The 21,651-nt window shown below is 70.4% G+C and carries 15 protein-coding genes; 7 read left to right on the top strand and 8 right to left on the bottom strand.

From position 1 onward, the window contains the following. Positions 1 to 264 precede the first annotated feature (264 nt). Positions 265 to 957: a response regulator gene (locus JEQ17_RS15390; protein ID WP_189845582.1), complete on the bottom strand. Its 693-nt coding sequence runs from the start codon at positions 955 to 957 to the stop codon at positions 265 to 267. Further along, on the bottom strand, positions 954 to 2,690 hold the full coding sequence (locus JEQ17_RS15385; protein WP_200395788.1) for a sensor histidine kinase: 1,737 nt from the start codon (positions 2,688 to 2,690) through the stop codon (positions 954 to 956). Before JEQ17_RS15385 ends, JEQ17_RS15390 begins: the two co-directional genes overlap by 4 nt. 144 nt (positions 2,691 to 2,834) lie before the next feature. On the opposite strand from JEQ17_RS15385, the gene JEQ17_RS15380 reads away from it, so the two are divergent. The 3 genes from JEQ17_RS15380 (at position 2,835) to JEQ17_RS15370 (ending at position 7,562) form a co-directional block, all read left to right on the top strand. Continuing rightward, the gene (locus JEQ17_RS15380) at positions 2,835 to 4,220 is read left to right on the top strand and encodes a cation:dicarboxylate symporter family transporter (RefSeq protein WP_200395787.1); all 1,386 of its coding nucleotides are present in this window, start codon (positions 2,835 to 2,837) and stop codon (positions 4,218 to 4,220) included. 679 nt (positions 4,221 to 4,899) lie between these two features. Further along, the gene (locus JEQ17_RS15375; RefSeq protein WP_200395786.1) at positions 4,900 to 5,820 is read left to right on the top strand and encodes an NAD(P)-dependent oxidoreductase; all 921 of its coding nucleotides are present in this window, start codon (positions 4,900 to 4,902) and stop codon (positions 5,818 to 5,820) included. 92 nt (positions 5,821 to 5,912) lie between these two features. Continuing rightward, positions 5,913 to 7,562, top strand: a complete 1,650-nt coding sequence (locus JEQ17_RS15370; RefSeq protein WP_234048212.1) for an AAA family ATPase — start codon at positions 5,913 to 5,915, stop codon at positions 7,560 to 7,562. Positions 7,563 to 7,672: 110 nt separating this feature from the next. Here the strand turns inward: JEQ17_RS15370 and JEQ17_RS15365 are convergent, their stop codons facing one another. Both JEQ17_RS15365 and JEQ17_RS15360 read right to left on the bottom strand, forming a co-directional pair. After that, positions 7,673 to 8,644 (bottom strand): aldo/keto reductase, encoded by a 972-nt coding sequence (locus JEQ17_RS15365; protein WP_200395785.1) that lies wholly within the window; start codon positions 8,642 to 8,644, stop codon positions 7,673 to 7,675. Between the two features lies 1 nt (position 8,645). Continuing rightward, the gene (locus JEQ17_RS15360) at positions 8,646 to 9,560 is read right to left on the bottom strand and encodes an NAD-dependent epimerase/dehydratase family protein (RefSeq protein ID WP_234048211.1); all 915 of its coding nucleotides are present in this window, start codon (positions 9,558 to 9,560) and stop codon (positions 8,646 to 8,648) included. Between the two features lie 96 nt (positions 9,561 to 9,656). On the opposite strand from JEQ17_RS15360, the gene JEQ17_RS15355 reads away from it, so the two are divergent. The 4 genes from JEQ17_RS15355 (at position 9,657) to JEQ17_RS15340 (ending at position 13,413) form a co-directional block, all read left to right on the top strand. Next, positions 9,657 to 10,178: an Lrp/AsnC family transcriptional regulator gene (locus JEQ17_RS15355; RefSeq protein ID WP_234048210.1), complete on the top strand. Its 522-nt coding sequence runs from the start codon at positions 9,657 to 9,659 to the stop codon at positions 10,176 to 10,178. A gap of 29 nt (positions 10,179 to 10,207) precedes the next feature. After that, the gene (locus JEQ17_RS15350) at positions 10,208 to 10,636 is read left to right on the top strand and encodes a MerR family transcriptional regulator (RefSeq protein WP_200395783.1); all 429 of its coding nucleotides are present in this window, start codon (positions 10,208 to 10,210) and stop codon (positions 10,634 to 10,636) included. Beyond that, on the top strand, positions 10,633 to 10,965 hold the full coding sequence (trxA, locus tag JEQ17_RS15345) for a thioredoxin (protein WP_325176261.1): 333 nt from the start codon (positions 10,633 to 10,635) through the stop codon (positions 10,963 to 10,965). The genes JEQ17_RS15350 and trxA overlap by 4 nt, the downstream gene beginning before the upstream one ends. A gap of 153 nt (positions 10,966 to 11,118) precedes the next feature. Further along, positions 11,119 to 13,413, top strand: a complete 2,295-nt coding sequence (locus tag JEQ17_RS15340; protein WP_200401500.1) for a HelD family protein — start codon at positions 11,119 to 11,121, stop codon at positions 13,411 to 13,413. Between the two features lie 228 nt (positions 13,414 to 13,641). Here the strand turns inward: JEQ17_RS15340 and glgB are convergent, their stop codons facing one another. From glgB to JEQ17_RS15320, 4 genes are all read right to left on the bottom strand, one after another. Next, positions 13,642 to 16,077, bottom strand: a complete 2,436-nt coding sequence (gene glgB / locus JEQ17_RS15335) for a 1,4-alpha-glucan branching enzyme (RefSeq protein ID WP_407700052.1) — start codon at positions 16,075 to 16,077, stop codon at positions 13,642 to 13,644. Positions 16,078 to 16,110: 33 nt separating this feature from the next. Beyond that, on the bottom strand, positions 16,111 to 17,514 hold the full coding sequence (locus JEQ17_RS15330) for a maltokinase N-terminal cap-like domain-containing protein (RefSeq protein ID WP_200395782.1): 1,404 nt from the start codon (positions 17,512 to 17,514) through the stop codon (positions 16,111 to 16,113). A 127-nt stretch (positions 17,515 to 17,641) separates the two neighbouring features. Next, positions 17,642 to 19,342: a maltose alpha-D-glucosyltransferase gene (gene treS / locus JEQ17_RS15325; protein WP_200395781.1), complete on the bottom strand. Its 1,701-nt coding sequence runs from the start codon at positions 19,340 to 19,342 to the stop codon at positions 17,642 to 17,644. Further along, a complete protein-coding gene (locus JEQ17_RS15320; RefSeq protein WP_325176260.1) occupies positions 19,339 to 21,489 on the bottom strand; it encodes an alpha-1,4-glucan--maltose-1-phosphate maltosyltransferase in 2,151 nt (716 codons plus the stop codon). The genes treS and JEQ17_RS15320 overlap by 4 nt, the downstream gene beginning before the upstream one ends. Positions 21,490 to 21,651: the final 162 nt, after the last annotated feature.

The following is a 21,651-nucleotide window of genomic DNA, read 5'->3' as shown; positions in this document are numbered from 1 at the left end:
TGTGGCCGGGTTGGGCTGCACGAGAACCTAAGAGGGCTGGTCCAGCCAGGTCAATGACTTTGCATGATCAGTCCGACACAGTGCGTATGGCCGCGCACACTCAAGGTACTGCTGAGGGACCCGCCCGGCGGGGTGTGCCGGGCATCCGGAAGGGGATCGTGACGTGCCGGAACAGGACGTCACCACAGGGCAGTTGCTGCCGTCCGTGCTCGGAGCAATGGCGGGGCCGGCGGTGCAAGTCGTGCTGTACGCCGGGGTGTTCGGCTAGCCCTTCACCCACCGGTACTGCAACTCCGGTCTCCCCACCTGCCCGTACTGCGGGCTGCGCCCCGCTCTTCCCGCGTCCACCAGGTGCTCCAGATAGCGCCGGGCCGTGATCCGGGAGATGCCGACGGCCTCGGCGACGCCCGTCGCGGTCAGGCCCTCGTCGGAGTCGCGCAGGGCGCGGGTGACCCGCTCCAGGGTGGGGGCGCTCAGTCCTTTGGGCAGGGCCGCCGGACCGGGGGCCCGGAGGGTGGCGAGGGCACGGTCCACCTCGTCCTGGCCGCTGGCCTCGCCGGCCGCCGCGTGGAACTCGGCGTAGCGCACCAGACGGTCACGGAGGGTGGCGAAGGTGAACGGCTTCAGTACGTACTGCACCACTCCCAGCGACACCCCCTCCCGCACCACCGTCAGGTCGCGCGCCGAGGTCACCGCGATGACGTCCGCGTGATGGCCGGCGGCGCGCAGCGAACGGGCCAGCTGCAGCCCGTGCACGTCCGGCAGGTGGAGGTCCAGGAGGAGCAGGTCCACGGGCATGCGGTCCAGCGCCCGCCGGGCCTCCGCGCCCGTGTGGGCCTTGCCGACGGCCGTGAAACCGGGCACCCGCCCCACGTACAGGACATGCGCGTCCGCCGCGACGGGGTCGTCCTCGACGACCAGGACGCGGATGTCCCGCGAGGGGGAAGGCGTGCTCATACGGTGCCTCCGTGCGGCGTCGGCTCGGGCTCGGGCTCGTGCGTGAGCCCAGGACCGCCGCCGGACCCGTCCCCAGCCCCGTCCACGGCCCCTGACCCGGACTCGGGCCCGGCGTGGACCTTAGTCCTCCCCCGCCCCGCCGTCGGCAGCGGCAGCCGCACCTCGAAGGACGCACCGCCGCCCGGGGCCTGCGTCACGGTCAGTGTCCCGTCGTGCCGGGCCACCGCCTGCCGTACGAGGGCCAGGCCCAGCCCCCGCCCGGCGGGCCCGGCGGGCTTGGTGGACCAGCCGCGCTGGAAGACCGCCTCCGCGTGGGCCGGGTCCACGCCCGCCCCGGTGTCGACGACCCGCAGGACAAGCTCCTCGGCGTCCGCGATCGCCGTGACCGTGACACGGGCGCCGACCGAGCCCTGCGCCGCGTCCACGGCGTTGTCGATCAGATTGCCGAGGACCGTCACCAGGTCACGGGAGGGCAGGGACTCGGGGAGCAGGCCGTCGTCGATGCTGCTGTCCTCGGAGACCAGCAGCTCGACGCCGCGCTCGTTCGCCTGGGCCGTCTTGCCCAGCAGCAGCGCGGCGAGCACCGGCTCGCTGACCGCCGCGACGACCTGGTCGGTCAGCGCCTGGGCCAGTTCCAGCTCGGCCGTGGCGAAGTCGACGGCCTCCTCGGCCCGGTCCAGCTCGATCAGGGAGACGACGGTGTGCAGGCGGTTCGCCGCCTCGTGCGCCTGCGAGCGCAGGGCCGTGGTGAAACCCCGCTCGGAGTCCAACTCACCCATCAGGGACTGCAGTTCGGTCACATCGCGCAGGGTGACGACCGTGCCCCGTCGCTCGCCGCCCGACACCGGCGAGGTGTTCACGACGAGCACCCGCGACTCGGTGAGATGCACCTCGTCCACGCGCGGCTCCCCGGACAGCAGCGCCCCCGTCAGCGGTGTGGGCAGGCCGATGTCCGCCACCGAGCGGCCCACCACGTCGTCGGTCACGTCGAGCAGCTCGCGCCCGCCGTCGTTGATCAGCGCCACGCGGAACTGCCCGTCCAGCATCAGCAGCCCCTCGCGCACGGCGTGCAGCGCGGCCTCGTGGTAGTCGTGCATCCGGCTGAGCTCGGCCGCGTTCATCCCGTGCGTGGAGCGGCGCAGCCGGGCGTTTATGACGTACGTGCCTACCGCGCCCAGGGCCAGGGCGGCCGCCGCGACGCCGATCAGGGCCTGCACCTGGCCCTCGACCCGCTGACTGATCTCGTCGACCTTGATGCCCGCGCTGACCAGGCCGACGATGCGGCCGTCGTCGTATATCGGCGTCACGGCCCGCACGGACTCGCCGAGGGTGCCGGTGTACGTCTCGGTGAAGGGATGGCCGAGGAGCGCGGGCTCCGTGTTGCCGAGGAAGTGCTTGCCGATCAGGTCCTTGTTGGGGTGCGTCCAGCGGATGCCGTCGGGGTTCATGATCGTGACGAAGTCGACCTGGGCGTCACGCTGCACCGACGTCGCGTACGGCTGGAGCGTCCTCGTCGGGTCGGCGGTGCGGATCGCCTCCCGTACGGACGGGGAGTCCGCGACCGAGCGGGCCACCGCCATGGCCTGGCGGCCCGCCGCGTCCTCGGCCTGGCTGCGGTCACTGATGTAGGTGAAGAGCGCACAGCCCGCGACCACGACCGCGACGAGCACGGCCTGCATGGCAAACAGCTGACCAGCCAGGCTGCGGGGTCGTGGAGCACGGGGGAGGCGCATGCAAACAGTCTGCCCCTCCGGATAAGCGCGAACTAAATGAACGGAAGGGTGACGGCCCTCACAAGGCGGGAGATAGTCACCGACAACCCCCGGACGTGAGCCGCACGCCGGATGATGCCGACGACGTCGTCAAGGAGGGCAGCCGTGACCAGTACATCGAATACGGCACCTGCCGCTCCCGCTGCCAAGCGGGACCGCACCCACTACCTGTACATCGCGGTGATCGCCGCCGTGGCCGCCGGCATCGCCGTGGGCCTGATCGCTCCCGACTTCGCGGTCGAGCTGAAGCCCATCGGTACCGGCTTCGTGAACCTGATCAAGATGATGATCTCGCCGATCATCTTCTGCACGATCGTGCTGGGCATCGGCTCGGTACGGAAGGCCGCCAAGGTCGGCGCGGTGGGCGGCATCGCGCTCGGCTACTTCGTGGTCATGTCGTTCGTCGCCCTCGCCATCGGCCTGGTCGTCGGCAACATCCTGGAGCCCGGCACGGGCCTCGCGGTCACCGACGCGATCAAGGACGCGGGCCACGAGCAGGTCACCGAGGCCAAGAACACCGAGGAGTTCCTGCTCGGGATCATCCCGACGACGATCGTCTCCGCCTTCACCGGCGGCGAGGTCCTGCAGACCCTGCTCGTCGCGCTGCTCGCCGGTTTCGCCCTCCAGGCCATGGGCTCGGCCGGTGCGCCGATCCTGCGCGGTGTGGAGCACATCCAGCGTCTCGTCTTCCGCATCCTCGCCATGGTGATGTGGGCGGCGCCCATCGGTGCCTTCGGAGCGATCGCGGCGGTCACCGGCTCGGCGGGCCTGGACGCCCTCAAGAGCCTCGCCGTCCTGATGCTCGGCTTCTACGTCACCTGTTTCCTCTTCGTCTTCATCTTCCTCGGCGCGCTGCTGAGGATCGTGGCCGGGCTCAACATCTTCACGTTCCTCAAGTACCTGGGCCGTGAGTTCCTGCTGATCCTGTCGACCTCGTCGTCCGAGTCCGCGCTCCCGCGGCTCATCGCGAAGATGGAGCACCTGGGTGTCAGCAAGCCGGTCGTCGGCATCACCGTTCCGACCGGTTACTCCTTCAACCTCGACGGCACCATGATCTACATGACCATGGCCTCGCTGTTCATCGCCGACGCCCTGGGTACGCCGATGTCGATCGGTGAGCAGATTCCGCTGCTCCTCTTCCTGCTGGTCGCCTCGAAGGGCGCGGCGGGTGTCACCGGAGCCGGGCTCGCGACGCTGGCCGGCGGCCTGCAGTCCCACAAGCCCGCGCTGGTGGACGGCATCGGCCTGATCGTCGGCATCGACCGCTTCATGAGCGAGGCGCGCGCCCTGACGAACTTCGCCGGCAACGCGGTCGCCACCGTTCTGATCGGTACGTGGACCAAGGAGATCGACAAGGACCGCGTCGACCAGGTGCTCGCGGGGCAGCTGCCCTTCGACGAGACGACCCTCCTGGACGACGGCCACGGTTCCGCTCCCGCCCCGGCGGAGGTCCCGGACCACCCGGAGGACAAGACCCTGGCGAAGGCCTAGCCTCCCGGCCGGGCCCCGTCCCAGAACCCCGGGCGGCTGGGTGCATCCCCCGTCGCTCAGCCGCCCGGTCACACCGCTCACACCCCCACAGCCCGAAGTCCCCAACTCCCCCGGCCACCGGCCGGTGGCCCCGGTCCTCCCCAACCGGGCCCACCGGCCGGTGGCTTTTGCCGGGCCGGATGAAACCGGCAGCCTGCAGCCGGTTTCACCCGGCCGGGCGAGGTCGGCAGCCCGCGGCCGGTCGGTGGCTGATCGCGCAGTTCCCCGCGCCCCTAAAACCACCAGGCCTCAGGCGCCCCGTAAGGGGCGCGGGGAACGGCGCGATCAACCACGACGGCGCGAGGCTTACGCACCGGCCTGTCAGCCCCGTAAGGGGCGCGGGGAACTGCGCGAGCAACCACGACGGTCCGAGGTTACGCACCGGCCTTTCAGCCCCGTCAGGGGCGCGGGGAACGGCGCGAGCAACCCACAACGGCCCGAGGCTTACGCTCCGGCCTGGACGCCCCCGTAAAGGGGCGCGGGGAACTGCGCGACCAGCCCGCCACGGTCCCAGCCGTACCCCCCGGGCCCCGCCCACCACCCACCGGTTCCCGCAGGGTGACCCACTTACCTTCTGCTCAGTATCTGAGCAATTAGTGCGTACTTGTGGGGAGTTGGGCCCAAGACCAGCATGGTCCGTATGGCAAATGACCTTGAAAAGACCCCCGTCGCAGTCCTCGGCCTGGGCGCCATGGGCCAGGCCCTGGCCACCGCGTTCCTGAAGGCGGGCCACCCCACCACCATCTGGAACCGTTCCCCCGGCAAGGACGACGAGCTCATCGCAAGGGGCGCGGTCCGGGCGACCGGCGCCGCCGAAGCCGTACGCGCCGCCGAACTGGTCGTCATCTGCGTGGTCGACCACCACGCGGCCACGGCCGTCCTCGACTCCGTAGCCGAAGACCTGCCCGGCCGGGTCCTGGTGAACCTCACCTCGGACACGCCGGAGCGAGCCCGCAAGACCGGCGCCTGGGCGCAGGAACACGGCATCGACTACCTCGACGGCTCGATCATGGTGCCGGTGGACCTGGTGGGCCGGCCACCGGCCCTGATCTTCTACAGCGGCCCCCGGACCGCGTACGACAGGCACGAGACGGCACTGAAGGCGCTGGGCGGCAAGCCCGCCCACCTCGGCGAGGACCAGGGGCTGGCCGCCGTCTACGACCTCGCGCTGCTCGACTACTTCTACGGATCGATCTCCGGCCTGCTGCACGCGTACGCACTCGCCGGTGCCGACGGGGTGCGTGCCGCGGACCTCGCCCCCTATCTGGACACCATCACCGCCTTCATGCCGTCCCTCGCCGCCGAGGCCGCCCAGCACGTCGACGCGGGCAGCCACCCGGGCGAGGCCGCCAACCTCGGCATGATGGCGTCCGGCGTGGGCCACATCCTGGAGTGGGCCGAACACCGCGGCCTCGACGTGAGCACCCTCCGCCCGATCAAGGAGGTCTACGACAGGACCGTCGCCCTCGGCCACGCCGCCGAGAGCTGGACGAGCACGATCGAAGTCGTACGCGGCAATGCCGACTCGGCACGCGGCGACCGGGCGGGCCAAACCCTTTGACCCGTCCGTGAGTCCGGGCCCACGCTGGAGGACACGGCACGGCCGCCACGGCGGGAACCTCCACGGCGGGGCCGGAACTCACGGGGGCACACATGAGTGACGACAAGGTGCGATCACCGCTGGCACTCCACCAGGTCGGCGAACTGTTCGAGGAGTTCCTGGAGGCGGTCGCCCGCCCGAAGCGCGAGGGCGGCGAAGGGCGCAACCTCACCGAGCGGCTGCGCGGGCATCTCGGCTCGGCGCCCGGCGACCAGCCGGTGGTCAAGGCCGCGTATCCCGCGTACGACCTGCCCAACGTGCATCTGGCGCTGGAGCGCTGGTTCGAGGTGGCCGAGGGGCGTTCGTACGAGCTGGTCGGCATGCGGGGGTCCGCCCATCACGGCGATCTGACCCTCGGCGAGATCCTCGAATCGGCCGACCGCTACGACCGGTTCGTGATCGGCGCGGTCGACTACGCGCATCTGCCCGTCTCCCCCGACGACGAACTCGCCTGTGTCTCCTTCGGGTTCTACCTCGGGCGCGACGGCGAGAACCGGTTCGCGGTGCTGCTGCGCGGGCCTGCGGACGAGTACGGACGCGCCAAGGTCGAGATCGAAGTACTGGCGAAGGAAAGGGAGTTCGCGGTCGGGCTGCTCGCCGAGATCGACGTACTCGTCCGCGAACTCAGCATCTTCCGCGGGCAGATCCTCTCCTTCGAGGGCTCCGAGTTCGGCCACGGCCTCGGACCGTTCCGCTTCCACCGTCGGCCCGCGCTCACCCGCGACGACATCGTGCTGCCGCCGGGGCTCCTGGAGCGGGTCGAGCGACAGGTCGTGGGTGTGGCGCGGCGCCGCGAACGCCTCCGCGCGGCCGGCCAGCACCTGCGCCGCGGACTTCTCCTGTACGGGCCGCCGGGCACCGGCAAGACCCACACCATCCGCTATCTGCTGTCCCATCTGCCGGAGTTCACGATCGTCGTCCTCGCCGGTACGAGCATCGGCGCCATCGGACCGGCCTGCGCGCTCGCCCGTATGCTCCAGCCCGCGCTCGTCGTCCTGGAGGACTGCGATCTGATCGCCGAGGCCCGTGACTACGGCGGCGGTGAACAGCCCCTGCTCTTCCAGGTGTTGAACGAGATGGACGGCCTCGGAGACGACGCCGACGTGGCCTTCCTCCTCACCACCAACCGGGCCGATCTGCTGGAACCGGCGCTCGCGCAGCGCCCGGGCCGGGTCGACCTGGCCGTCGAGATCCCGCTCCCGGACGCGGAGGGCCGCGCCCGTCTCCTCGGTCTCTACGGCTCGCTGCTCGGACTCGACGAGGAACTCGCCGAAGAGGTCGTCGCCCGCACGGAGGGCACGACGGCCTCCTTCATGAAGGAGCTCGTACGCAGGGCCGTCCTCGTCTCCGCGGAACGGGAGGCGGAGCACACGGAACCCGAGGACGTGCGGGCCGCGGTGGACGAGCTGTTGTCCGACCGCGACCGGCTGACCCGGCGGCTTCTCGGGGTGCGGGACCCCGATGACGACGAGGAGGAGGACGGCGACTGGCCGTCGGCCGACGGGGAGGGCGAGGGCGACTTCGGTTTTCGGGACGGGGACGACCCTCGCTACGAGGACGGCCCTGAAGGTCCCGGAGAAGAGGACGGTCGGCACGGGCCGCGCCTGCCCGGGGGGTTCCCCGTCCCGGGCCTGCGGCCCCGGCGCTACCAGCCGGGGACCCGCCCGCCGGGGCCGGACGACGGGCGGTCCTTCCGGCCGTAGCGGGGGTGTGGCGGAGGTACGGCAGCGGCGCAGGGGCGGCACGGACGCGTTTCGGCGGGGGCGCGCTTCGACGCGGGTGTGTCTCGGCGTGGGCGCGCTTCGCTGCGGTCTCAGGAGCCCGCCGCCTTCAGCCGCGCCGCCTCCAGCCGCGCCACCTCCTCCGGCGTCAGCTCCAGATCAGCCGCGCCCGCCGAGTCCCGTATCGTCCCGGGCCGGCTGGCACCCGGGATCGGGACGATCACCGGTGAGCGGGCCAACAGCCAGGCCAGACAGACCTGTTGAGGGCTGACGCCCCGCTCACGGGCGACCGCGTGGAAGGCATCGAGCCCGGTGGCGCGGCCGGGCCGGACGGAGTGACCAGGGCGGGTGGCGTCACCGGCCGGGGCGGAGTGGCCGGAGTCCTTGGACGGCAGCCGCGACGGCCCGTCCAGCGAGCTCCGTGATATCCCGCCCAGCGGACTCCACGGTAGAGAGGCGAGGCCCAGCTCGGCGCAGAGCCGCAGTTCGGGCTCGCTGTCCCGGACGGCGGGGGAGTACCGGTTCTGGACCGAGACCAGCCGGTCGCCGAGGAGGGCGTGGGCCCGGCGGATCAGGCCGGTGTCGGTGTTGGAGATGCCGGCGTAGCGGATCTTGCCCTCGTCGAGCAGGTCGCGCAGGGCGCCCACCGAGTCCTCGAAGGGGACGGCGGGGTCGGGCTTGTGGAGCTGGTAGAGGCCGATCGCCTCCACGCCGAGCCGCTTGAGCGAGGCCTCCGCCGCCGATTTCAGGTGCCGGGGAGATCCCGTCACCGTCCAGCTGCCGTCGGCCGGTCTGCCGCGCCCGCCCTTGGTGGTCACCAGGACGTCGGCGGTGTCGCCGCCGTACGTCGCGAGGGCGCGGGCCACGAGACGCTCGTTGTGCCCGGGCTCCTCACCGGGCAGGTGGTACGAGTCGGCCGTGTCCAGGAGCGTGACGCCCGCGTCGAGGGCGGCGTGCACCGTGGCCATGGCCCGCGCCTCGTCGGGCCTGCCCTCGATGGACAACGGCATCGCACCGAGCCCGACGGCACTCACCCGCAGCCCGCCAACTGTGCGGTACCGCATGTCAGTTCACCTTCCCGAGCGTCTCCGCCACGGCACGCGGCAGCCATTCCCGCGCCTTCCCGAAGGCGAACCCGAGCCGCTCGGCCCGCGTGTTGTCCATTCCGTACGAGCGCGTGAAGGAGAACGGCGAGAGCTCCCCGACCTCGACGGCCCGGAACACGGCCTGGAACGCGGTCCGCCCGCCCGGGAGGTGTTCGGTCAGCGCCTCGCACAACTCCCCGGTGGTGAGTACCCCGTGCGACGCGGCGTTCACCGGCCCGGTGAACTCCTCGCCGACCACCCACGCCAGGAAGTCGGCGATCTCCTCCACGTGGATGTACGTCGCCGGGTGGTTCGTGGCAGGGACGGCGATCGCCTCGCCCGCGCGGATCCGCTCGGCGTAGTGGTCGAGCCGCCCCGTGAAGTCGTCGTCCCCGCCCAGGACATGGGCCACCCGCACGGTCACGTACGGAAAGGCGGGGTCGGCCGCGAGGACCGCCTCGGCCTGCCGCTTGCCCTCGCCGTAGTGGGTGTCGAGGAACTCCGGGTCGTCCCAGGGGAGTTCGAGATCGACGGGGACCGTACGCGGGTTCACGGCGTCCTCGCGTACGAGCTCCGCCGAGTCCTCGTACTCGTACACCTCGACCGTCGAGGTCATCACATAGCGGCGCGTGCGTCCCGCGAAGACCCGGCGGGCGATCTCCGCCTGCCTCGGTGTGTAGCAGACCTGGTCGACGACGACGTCGAAGGTCCGTGAACCCAGCGCTTTCTCAAGGGAATTCTCGTCATTGCGGTCGGCGACGAGATGAATCGTTCCCGCGGGAGGCGCCGACGAGCCGCGATTGATGACGGTGACCCTGTCTCCCGCGGCCGTCAGCCTGGCGATGAGCCGCTTGCCGAAATACCGGTTTCCGCCAATGACACATACCTCGCGCACGGCGCCCCTCCCGTAATGCTCTTCACCGCGGTCCTGTTCCGTGGACCCTGTGGTCATAATTCTTCCGGCGTACGAGTGAGGTCTGAAGGGGGAGTCATGGGAGATCCGGCCGCGGTACCGAAAGAACCACGGCATCTGCGAGCCGCCGCCAACGAAACGTCGGTGGCCTTCGACGCCCTGGACCGGCAGATCCTGGAGCTGCTCCAGAGCGACGGCCGGATCAGGCTGAGCGAGCTGGGCCGCCGGGTCCGGCTGTCCCCGGCGGCGGTCGCCGAGCGCGTCCGCAGGCTGGAGTCCGTCGGAGCCGTCACCGGCTACGGCGCCCATGTCTCGCCGACCCGCCTCGGCTACGGCATGCAGGCCTTCATCCGCGTCAACCCGCACGGCGGCTACACGCTGAAGCACCCAAGGACCCTGGAGCTGCTCGCCCGCCCCGAGATCACCGAGGCCCACCACGTCGTCGGCGAGGACTGCTGGATCCTCAAGGTCGCGGTCGAGAACACCCTCCACCTGGAGGAGGTCCTGGAACAGACCTCGGCACTCGGCCGTACGACGACGTCGATCCTCCTGTCGTCCCCGGTGGAGCGGAAGCCGCTGCTGCCGCCGGCGTTGCCTTGACGCCAGGGTCAAGGACTACGTTCGTACGCATGCGAATCGGCGAGCTGGCGGCGCGGGCCGGGACCACCACGCGGACCCTCAGGTACTACGAGTCGCGGGGGCTGCTGCCCGCGCGCCGGGGGAGCAACGGGTACCGCACCTACGACGAGGACGATCTGTTGCTGCTGCGGCAGATCAGGACGCTGCAGGACTTCGGGTTCGACCTGGAGGAGACGCGGCCCTTCGTGGAGTGTCTGCGGGCCGGGCATCCGGAGGGCGACTCCTGCCCGGCGTCGCTCGCCGTGTACCGGCGCAAGCTGGGCGAACTCGACGCGCTGATCGGCGAGTTGCAGACCGTACGGGCGCACGTCGGCGAGCAGTTGGCGCGGGCCGAGGCGTCGAGGGACGAGCTGGCGGCCGGGGCGGAGGTTCCGGGCGGTCCGGAGCCCGTGTGCGAACTGGGAGGGACCTTCAGGTGATCAGGGCAGCGGGTGTGGCCGAGGTGACGGACGCGGACTTCGAGGCGGAGGTGATCGGGGCGGAGCTGCCCGTGCTGGTGGAGTTCACCGCCGACTGGTGCCCGCCGTGCCGGCAGATCGCGCCGGTGCTGAGCGCCGTCGCCGCCGAGGAGGGCGACCGGCTCAAGGTGGTGCAGCTGGACGTGGACACGAACCCGGAGACCACGAACGCGTACGGGGTGCTGTCGATGCCCACGCTCATCGTGTTCCGCGACGGGCAGCCGGTGAAGTCGATGGTGGGCGCCCGGCCCAAGCGACGGCTGCTTGAGGAACTGGCCGACGTGCTGTAGCCGGTCGGCCGACAGCGGCATACGCCCGCCGAAATACCCGGGCCAACAAGAAATCCCCCGCGGCCAATTGCCTGCGGGGGATTTCTCTGCGTATATTGAATGGTTCGCGACTTCAAGGAACTTGGTCGCGAAGAAGTTCACTAGGCGCAGTATATCCGGCCGGGAGCGGAATTGTCAAACAGGGGATCACACACAGAATTCACCGACGATGAATTGAGGCACGAGCAGGAATTCATCGACGGTCTGTACGCGCGCGTGGACGCCCTGCGCGGCGGCACCGAGACCGCGGTGGCGGACGCGCTCGCACAGGGCAGCACACCGATGCAGGCCCGCCTGGAGCGGGACGTCCTCGTCGCCGAGCGCTCGGGCCTGCTCGCCGCGCTCAACGCGGTGGACGGCTCGCTCTGCTTCGGCCGTATCGACCTGACCACGGGACTCACCCATCACATCGGCCGTATCGGCATCCGCGCCGACGACACCGAGCACACCCCGATCCTGATCGACTGGCGGGCCCCGGTCGCCCGCCCCTTCTACCTCGCCACCGGCCACACCCCGATGGGCCTGCGCCGCCGTCGGCACATCACCACCGAGGGCCGCTCGGTCGCCGCCCTGCACGACGAGATCCTCGACCTGGGGGACCAGCAGCGCACCGGGCACGAGGACCCGACCGGCGACGCCGTGCTGCTCGCCGCCCTCAACTCCGCGCGCACCGGCCGCATGAGCGACATCGTGCAGACCATCCAGGCCGAGCAGGACCGCATCATTCGCGCCCCGCACCGCGGAGTGCTGGTGGTGGAGGGCGGCCCGGGCACCGGCAAGACCGCCGTGGCGCTCCACCGGGCGGCCTATCTCCTCTACGAACACCGGGAGCTGCTCGCCAAGCGTGCCGTCCTGATCGTCGGCCCGAACCCCGCCTTCCTCGGCTACATCGGCGAGGTCCTGCCCTCGCTCGGCGAGACGGGCGTGCTGCTCGCGACCGTCGGCGAGCTGTTCCCCGGTGTGAGGGCGACCGCGTCCGACACCCCCGAGGCCGCCGCCGTGAAGGGCCGCGCCGAGATGGCCGACGTCCTGGCCGCAGTCGTACGCGACCGTCAGGCACTGCCCGACCCGGTGATCGCCATCGAGCACGACCGGGACATCCTGATGCTCGACGCCGGTCTCGTACGTGTCGCCCGTGACCGCACCCGCGAGGTGAACCTGCCGCACAACGCGGCCCGCGAGCACTTCGAGGGCCACATCCTCAACACCCTCACCGACATGCTCGCCGAGCGGATCGGCACGGACCCCTTCGACGGCACCAACCTGCTCGACCCGAGCGACGTCACCCAGATCCGCGACGAGCTGGCCGAGAACCGCGAAGTCTGGGCCGCCATCGACCAGTTGTGGCCGCGCGTCACCCCGCGGCGGCTGATCGCGGACTTCCTCGCCGAACCGGACGCGTACCTCTGCGAGGCCGACGCGAACGCCATCCGCCGTACGGTGACACGGGCCTGGACCACCGCCGACGTACCCCTCCTCGACGAGGCCGCCGAACTCCTCGGCGAGGACGACCGGTTGGCGAGGGCGGCCGCGGAGCGCGAACGCAATCAGCAGGTCGCGTACGCCCAGGGCGTGTTGGACGTGTCCTACGCCTCCAGGACGTACGAGTTCGAGGACAAGGACGACGAGGACGCGGAGGTTCTCTCCGCGCACGACATCATCGACGCCGAGCGGATGGCCGAGCGCCACGAGGAGGACGACCACCGCAGCGCCGCCGAACGGGCCGCGGCCGACCGGACCTGGGCGTTCGGGCACATCATTGTCGACGAGGCGCAGGAGCTGTCGCCGATGGCGTGGCGCCTGCTGATGCGCCGCAGCCCCACGCGGTCCATGACGCTCGTAGGCGACCCCGCGCAGACGGCCGACGCGGCCGGGGTCGGCTCCTGGTCGGACATCCTCGACCCCTACGTCCAGGACCGCTGGGAGCACACCCGGCTCGCGGTCAACTACCGCACCCCGTCCGAGATCATGGACGTCGCGGCGGCCGTCCCGCGCGCCGAGCACCCCGGCTTCGAGCCGCCCAGTTCGGTCCGCTCGACCGGCGTACGCCCGCTGGTGCGCGAGGCCGCCGACGCCGCCGAGCTGCCCGGCGCCGTGGAGAAGGCCGTCGCGGAACTGGCTCCGGCGGAGGGGCGGCTCGCGGTGATCGCGCCGCGGGATCTGCACGTGGCGCTGGCCGCGCGGCTTGACGGGGTCACGGCCGGGGCGGAGCCCGACCTGACCCGTGCGGTCGTGCTGCTCGACCCTCGCCAATCGAAGGGTCTGGAATTCGACGCGGTCCTTGTGGTCGAGCCGGCGCGTTACGGTACGAGCGATCTGTACGTTGCCCTGACGCGGGCCACGCAGGCGCTGGGGATCGTGCACACGGGGGATCTGCCGGTGCCCCTGGCGAACGCCCTGAACGACTAAAACCCTCTTCGCCCCCGCCGCCCCTACCCATTCCCGTCACTAACTCAGGGGCTCCGCCCCCGAACCCCCAAAAGACTGCGCAGTTCCCCGCGCCCCTAGGTACCCAGGGGCGCGGGGAACTGCGCGACCAGCCCCACCCACCCGCACCCGACAACACACCCCACGGGGCCTGGGGCGGAGCCCCAGAAAGGGACGGGAATGGGTAGGGGCGGCGGGGGCGAGGAAAAGCTATGCCGGGCGCAGCCACACCGTGGCCAGTGGTGGCAACGTGAGGCGGATGCTGGCCGGGCGGCCGTGCCAGGGCTGGGCGTCGGGCTTGACGGGGTCGGGGTTCGTGACATCGGCACCGCCGTAACGCCCGGCGTCGGTGTTGAGGACCTCGTGCCAGGCAGGCACGTCATCAGGAACACCGAGCCGGTACTCGTGCCGCACCACCGGCGAGAAGTTGGACACGGCCAGCATCGGCGAACCGTCCGCCGCGTGGCGGAGGAACGCGAAGACGTTGTCCTCGACCGCGTCCCCCGCGATCCAGGCGAACCCGGAGGGATCGGTGTCCCGCTCCCAGAGCGCGGGAGCATGCCGGTACACGGAGTTGAGGTCCCGGACGAGATCACGGACACCCTGGTGGTCGGCGGCGGCCCCGTACGACGGATCGAGCAGCCACCAGTCGGGCCCGTGCGCCTCGGACCACTCCGCGCCCTGCGCGAACTCCTGTCCCATGAAGAGGAGTTGCTTGCCGGGGTGCGCCCACATGAAGCCCAGATACGCCCGCAGCGTGGCCCGCTGCTGCCACCAGTCGCCCGGCATCTTGGACACCAACGACCGCTTCCCGTGGACGACTTCGTCGTGGGAGATCGGCAGGACGTAGTTCTCGCTGTACGCGTACACCATCGAGAAGGTCATCTCGTGGTGGTGGTACTTGCGGTGCACCGGCTCGTGCGCGACATAGCCGAGCGAGTCGTGCATCCACCCCATGTTCCACTTCAGCCCGAAGCCGAGCCCTCCGAAGCCGCCGGGCCCGATGTGGTGGGTGGCCCGCGTGACGCCGTCCCACGCCGTCGACTCCTCGGCGATCGTGACGACTCCCGGCTCGCGCCGGTACAGCGTCGCGTTCATCTCCTGGAGGAAGGCGACGGCGTCGAGGTTCTCCCGCCCGCCGTGGACGTTCGGCGTCCACTGCCCGGGCTCGCGCGAGTAGTCCAGGTACAGCATGGACGCCACCGCGTCGACCCGCAGGCCGTCGATGTGGAACTCCTCGCACCAGTACACCGCGTTGGCGACCAGGAAATTGCGCACCTCCCGGCGCCCGTAGTCGAACTCCAGTGTTCCCCAGTCGGGGTGCGCGGCCCGCAGCGGATCCTCGTGCTCGTACAGCGGCCGGCCGTCGAACTCCGCCAGCGCCCAGTCGTCCCGCGGGAAGTGCGCGGGCACCCAGTCCATGATCACGCCGATTCCGGCCCGGTGCAGCGCGTCGACCAGGTACTTGAAGTCGTCCGGCGTCCCCAGCCGAGCGGTCGGCGCGTAGAAGCCCGTGACCTGATAGCCCCAAGAACCGCCGAAGGGGTGCTCCGCCACCGGCATCAGCTCCACATGCGTGAAGCCCAGGTCCGAGACGTACAACGGCAGTTGTTCGGCCAGCTGACGGTACGTCAAACCAGGTCGCCAGGACGCCAGATGGACCTCGTACACCGAGAACGGCGCCTCATGGGCCGGCGGGTCGGAGGCCCGCCGCGCCATCCACTCCCCGTCCTGCCACTCGTGACGCGAGGCGTGCACGATGGAGGAGGTGGCGGGCGGGATCTCCGTACGCCGTGCCATCGGGTCGGCCCGCATCGTCTTGGAACCGTCGGGCCGGGTGATCTCGAACTTGTAGAGCTCGCCCTCGCCGATCCCGGGAATGAACAGCTCCCACACCCCGGAGGAGCCGAGCGACCGCATCGGAAAGGCCGTGGCGTCCCAGAAGTTGAACGTCCCGGCGACCCGCACCCCACGGGCGTTGGGCGCCCAGACGGTGAACCGGGTGCCCGCCACACCCTGGTGGACCATCGGCTCCGCACCGAGCGCCGTCCACAGCTGTTCGTGCCGCCCCTCGCCGAACAGATGCAGATCGAACTCACCGATCGTGGGCAGGAACCGGTACGCGTCCTCGGTGTCCTGAACCGTCCCCTCGTACTCCACGAGCAACCGGTACGCGGGCACCTCCCGCAACGGCAGCACGGTGGAGAAGAAGCCCTCGCCGTCGTCGTTCAGTTCGGCCCGCAGCTCTTCGGTGACGACCGTCACCGACAGCGCGTACGGCCGCAGCACCCGGAAGACCACACCGTCGGGCACGGGATGGGCCCCGAGCACGGAGTGCGGCTCGTGATGCGCGCCGCCGAGCAGCCGCTCCCGGTCACCACGGTCCAGCACGGCCAGCGACCGCACATCCGGCACGGCCGGCTCCACATCCCGTACGGGCTCCGCGTCCCGCACCGGCGGCTCCACATCGCGTACCGGCTCCGCGGGATCCGTGACCGCGGGCTCGGTCTTCGCCTTCGCCTTCGCGTCGGCCTTGCCGGTGCCGGACTTGGCCTTCGCGCTCTTCGGCTTCTTGGCGGGCGGGTTCGGGCGGGGCGTCACGGGTGGGGCCTCCTCGGCGGACTCGACGGTGATGACGGGACTCACGGGACTGACGGGGCGGGCGGGATGTGAGGACACCTACGACGATCCGGAGACGGCCAGGCGGCGGACCGCCTCCATCGGCACGGGCAGCCAGTCGGGCCGGTGCCGCGCCTCGTACACGACTTCGTAGATCGCCTTGTCGGTCTCGTAGGCGCGCAGCAGCACCGGATCCGTACGCGGATCACGCCCGCCGGCCTCGGCGTACCCGGAGCAGTAGGCCGCCCGGCAGGTGTCGGCCCAGCCGGGCACGACGGGCGTGTGCGAGTGCGCCGCGTAGTCGAAGGAGCGGAGCATCCCGGCCACGTCCCGTGCGGTCGGCTGCGGCATCCGACGCTCGGCGAGCGGCTTGGACGGTTCGCCCTCGAAGTCGATCAGCGACCATTCACCGGACGGCGACCGCAGACACTGCCCGAGGTGCAGATCCCCGTGGATCCGCTGGGCCGTCCATGTCTCGCCCTCGCCCGCCAGGTCGGCGAGCGCCTCGAAGGCCGTGCGCAGCCCCGGCGCGTACGGCCGCAGCGCGGGCACCGACTGGGCGGCCGCCTCCAGCCGCTCGGTCATACCGTCCACGAGCAGTTCCATCTGCCCGCGCCCCATGGTCACCGTGGGCAGCGCCCGCGCCAGCGCCGTGTGCACCTCTGCGGTGGCCCGCCCCAGCGCCCGCGCCTCACCGCTGAAGTCCTCGCCCTTGGCGAGCTCGCGCAGCGCGAGCTCCCAGCCGTCCGCCGCACCCTGGACGAAGGGCTGCAGCACACCCAGTACGTACGTCTCGTCGGCCAGGTCCGCGAGCAGCCACCCGGCGGGCGCCGGAACCCGGGGGCAGCCCTCGCGGGACAGCACCAGCGGCAGCTCCAGGTCGGGGTTGTCCCCCGGCACGATCCGCCGCAACAGCTTCAGGATGAACGTATCTCCGTAGACGATCGAGGAGTTCGACTGCTCGGCCGTCACCAGCCGGGGCACCAGGCCGTCCCGGATGTCCTGCCGCATGTCCCGCTCGAAGCGCAGGTCGCCGACGCGTGCCCGCGACCGCAGCGCCTCCAGGAGCACATCGGCGGGCCGTGTGTCGTGCAGAGCCTCGTACACGGTCCGTCCGGCCAGTGGCCCCTCGGTCGGACGACCGATCAGCGCGGGCGCCAGCCGTGGCGGCAGCGTCTCGCGCACACCGATCAGGAGCTGGTAGCAGTCGGCCGGATGCGTGGCGGCACTCTGCGTCGGTACGAGCGGCTGATGCGCTCGCACGAGCAGATGCAGCAGCCCCAGCTTCGCGTCCCACGGCAGCACTTCCGTGGCCGCCACCAGCGAGAACCCGGTGACGGGACGGCCCTTACCCGCGAACCACCGCTGCCGTGGCAGCCACTCGCGAAGCAGCGGATCGAGGGACGCAAGGAGGCCCGGACTCGTCGAAGCGGAGTGCACGGAACGGGTGACGGCTTCCGACATGGCGTCGCGTCCTTTCCCCAGGACCCGGAAACCGGGTGAGTCGGGGTGTTACTGATGCGTGCCCAAGGCGGGGCGGGGGAAACCGCCCCGCCCCCGTTCTACTCCTACCTGCTTCTTCTCCCGGTTTCTACGCCATGTCCTTGCGGAGTCGGAACCAGTAGAAGCCGTGGCCGGCGAGGGTGAGGAGGTAGGGGAGTTCGCCGATGGCGGGGAAGCGGACGCCGCCGATGAGTTCGACGGGGTGGCGTCCGTTGAAGGCCTGGAGGTCGAGTTCGGTGGGCTGGGCGAAGCGGGAGAAGTTGTGGACGCACAGGACGAGGTCGTCGCCGTGTTCGCGCAGGAAGGCGATGACGGCGGGGTTGGAGGAGGGCAGTTCGGTGTAGGAGCCCAGGCCGAAGGCGGGGTTCTGTTTGCGGATCTCGATCATCCGCCGGGTCCAGTGCAGCAGCGACGACGGGGAGCTCATGGAGGCTTCGACGTTGGTGACCTGGTAGCCGTAGACCGGGTCCATGATGGTGGGCAGGTAGAGGCGTCCGGGGTCGCAGGAGGAGAAGCCGGCGTTGCGGTCCGGTGTCCACTGCATGGGGGTGCGGACGGCGTCGCGGTCGCCGAGCCAGATGTTGTCGCCCATGCCGATCTCGTCGCCGTAGTAGAGGATCGGGCTGCCGGGCAGGGAGAGCAGCAGGGCGGTGAAGAGTTCGATCTGGTTGCGGTCGTTGTCCAGGAGGGTGGCCAGGCGGCGGCGGATGCCGATGTTGGCGCGCATGCGCGGGTCTTTGGCGTATTCCGCGTACATGTAGTCGCGTTCTTCGTCGGTGACCATTTCGAGGGTGAGCTCGTCGTGGTTGCGCAGGAAGATGCCCCACTGGCAGCCGGAGGGGATCGCCGGTGTCTTGGCGAGGATTTCGGAGACGGGGTAGCGGGATTCGCGGCGGACGGCCATGAAGATCCGCGGCATGACGGGGAAGTGGAAGGCCATGTGGCATTCGTCGCCGCCGGCGCTGTAGTCGCCGAAGTAGTCGACGACGTCCTCGGGCCATTGGTTGGCCTCGGCCAGGAGGACGGTGTCGGGGTAGTGGGCGTCGATCTCCGCCCGCACCCGCTTGAGGACCTCGTGGGTGGCGGGGAGGTTCTCGCAGTCGGTGCCCTCCTCCGCGAAGAGGTAGGGGACGGCATCCAGGCGGAAGCCGTCGATGCCCAGGTCCAGCCAGAACCGCAGGGCGGAGACGATCTCCTCCTGCACCGCCGGGTTCTCGAAGTTGAGGTCGGGCTGGTGGGAGAAGAAGCGGTGCCAGTAGTACTGCTTGCGGACGGGGTCGAAGGTCCAGTTGGAGGCTTCGGTGTCGACGAAGATGATGCGGGCGTCGGGGTACTGCTTGTCGTCGTCGGCCCACATGTAGTAGTCGCCGTAGGGCCCGTCTGGGTCGTTGCGGGACTGCTGGAACCAGGGGTGCTGGTCGCTGGTGTGGTTCATGACGAAGTCGATGATGACGCGCATGCCGCGTTGGTGGGCGGCGTCGACGAATTCGACGAAGTCGGCGAGGTCACCGAATTCGGGGAGGACGGCGGTGTAGTCGGAGACGTCGTAGCCGCCGTCGCGCAGGGGTGATTTGAAGAAGGGGGGGAGCCAGAGGCAGTCGACGCCGAGCCATTGCAGGTAGTCGAGTTTGGCGGTGAGGCCTTTGAGGTCGCCGATGCCGTCGCCGTTGCTGTCCTGGAAGGAGCGGACGAGGACTTCGTAGAAGACGGCGCGTTTGAACCATTCGGGGTCCCGGTCTTTTTGCGGGGTGTCTTCGAAGGTGTCCGGGACGGGCTCGTTGACGATCATGGTGTGGGTGACCCTCCGGTTGGCGGTGAGGACGGTCGCAGGACGGTCAGTACGTGCGCGGCCCGGTGGCCGGGCTCAAGGCGTACGTAGTTGGTCCTGCCCCAGTGGTAGGTCTCGCCGGTGAGCTCGTCGCGCACCGGCATCGACTCGTGCCAGTCGAGGCCGAGTCGTGGCATGTCCAACGAGACCGTGGCCTCCTGGGTGTGGTGAGGGTCGAGGTTCACGACCACCAGAACCGTGTTCGATCCGCTCCGTTTCGAGTACGCGATCACCGCCTCTTTGTCCGCCTGGTGGAAGTGCAGGTCGCGCAGTTGCCTCAGGGCCGGACTCCGGCGCCTGACCGCGTTGAGTTCGGCAATCAGAGGGGCGATGCTACGACCCTCGCGCTCCGCCGACTCCCAGTCCCGCGGACGTAGTTGGTACTTCTCCGAGTCCAGGTATTCTTCGCTCCCGTCCCGCACCGGGACGTTCTCGCACAGCTCGAATCCGCTGTAGACACCCCAGGCCGGCGACAGTGTCGCGGCGAGCACGGCCCGCAGTTCGAAGGCGGGCCGGCCGCCCTGCTGGAGGAACTCGTGCAGGATGTCGGGGGTGTTGGCGAAGAAGTTGGGCCGCATATAGGCGGCCGCCTCGCCCGACAGCTCGGTGAGGTAGTCGGTCAGTTCTTCCTTGGTGTTGCGCCACGTGAAATACGTGTACGACTGCTGGAAACCGATCGCGCCCAGCGTGTGCATCATCGCCGGGCGGGTGAACGCCTCGGCCAGGAAGATGACATCGGGGTCGGTGCGGTTGATGTCCTCGATCACCTGTTCCCAGAAGATGACCGGTTTTGTATGGGGGTTGTCCACGCGGAAGATCCGCACCCCGTGACTCATCCAGAACCGCAGAACCCTCAGCGTCTCCTGGATCAGCCCCGGCATGTCCTTGTCGAAGGCGATCGGATAGATGTCCTGGTACTTCTTCGGCGGATTCTCGGCGTACGCGATCGTGCCGTCGGGGCGGTGGTGGAACCACTCCGGGTGCTTCTCCACCCAGGGGTGGTCCGGCGAGCACTGCAGCGCGAAGTCCAGGGCGATCTCCATGCCCAGGCTCTCGGCCCGGCGTACGAAGGCGTCGAAGTCGTCGATCGTGCCGAGGTCGGGGTGGACGGCGTCGTGGCCCCCCTCCTGTGAGCCGATCGCCCAGGGGACCCCGACGTCGTGCGGGGCCGCGTCCAGCGTGTTGTTGGGGCCCTTGCGGAAGGTCGTGCCGATGGGGTGGATCGGTGGCAGGTACACCACGTCGAAGCCCATCTCCGCGATCGCCGGCAGCCGTCGCGCCGCGGTCCGGAACGTGCCGGTGACCGGCGGCCTGTCGGGCTCCACCACCGCGCCCTCCGAGCGCGGGAAGAACTCGTACCAGGAGCCGTACAACGCCCGCTCCCGCTCCACCAGCAGGGTCAGCCGCTCGGCCGACGAGACCAGTTCGCGCAGGGGGTGGCGCGCGAGGACGTGGTCCACGTCGGGCGTGAGCGCGGCGGCGAGACGGGCCGCGGCGGGGCGGTCGGTGTCGCGAAGGGCCTCCACGGCCGCGAGGATCGCGTCACGGCGGCCCTTGCTCTTCGGTACGCCGGTCGCGGCACGCTCGTACAGCAGCGCGCCCTCCTCCAGGACCAGCTCCGTGTCCATGCCCGCCGGGATCTTGATCTGCGCGTGGTGGCGCCAGGTGGTGATCGGGTCGCCCCAGGCCTCCACGGTGTAGGTCCAGCGGCCCGGCCTCGGTACGGAGACGGTGGCGCCCCAGCGGTCGGTGCCGGGGGCCAGTTCGCGCATCGGGGTCCAGGAGCCCGAGCGGCCGTCCGGATCGCGCAGTACGACGTTCGCGGCGACCGCGTCGTGGCCCTCGCGGAAGACCGTCGCGGAGATCTCGAAGGGCTCGCCCACCACGGCCTTCGCGGGGCGGCGCCCGCCCTGCACGAGGGGGCGCACGTCCAGGACGGGGATGCGCCCGATCAGAGGGCGGCTTCCCGGGCCGCTTCTCGGGGCGGGGGTGCGGGTGGGCGTGAGGCGGGTGGAGCTCTTGGGGGTGGTCGCCGACGGCCGCGAGGACTTGGACGGCTTGGCGGGCTTGGACGACTTGGCGGGTTTCGCCGACTCTGCCGGTTGCATCGATTCTGCCGGTCGCTCTGATTCTGTCGGTTGCATCGATTCTGCTGATCGCACTGAATCTGCCGGTTTCGCCGACTCCTCGTGTTCTGCCGACTCGGCGGGTTTCGCCGACTGTGTCGGCCCGGGCGTCCTGGCCGGCTCGGCGGTCCTCGCCTTCGGCGG

This window comes from Streptomyces liliifuscus (assembly GCF_016598615.1).
GTDB lineage: Bacteria > Actinomycetota > Actinomycetes > Streptomycetales > Streptomycetaceae > Streptomyces > Streptomyces liliifuscus.
Note: the sequence above shows the minus strand (reverse complement) of the source record. Positions and strands in the feature narration are given on the sequence as shown.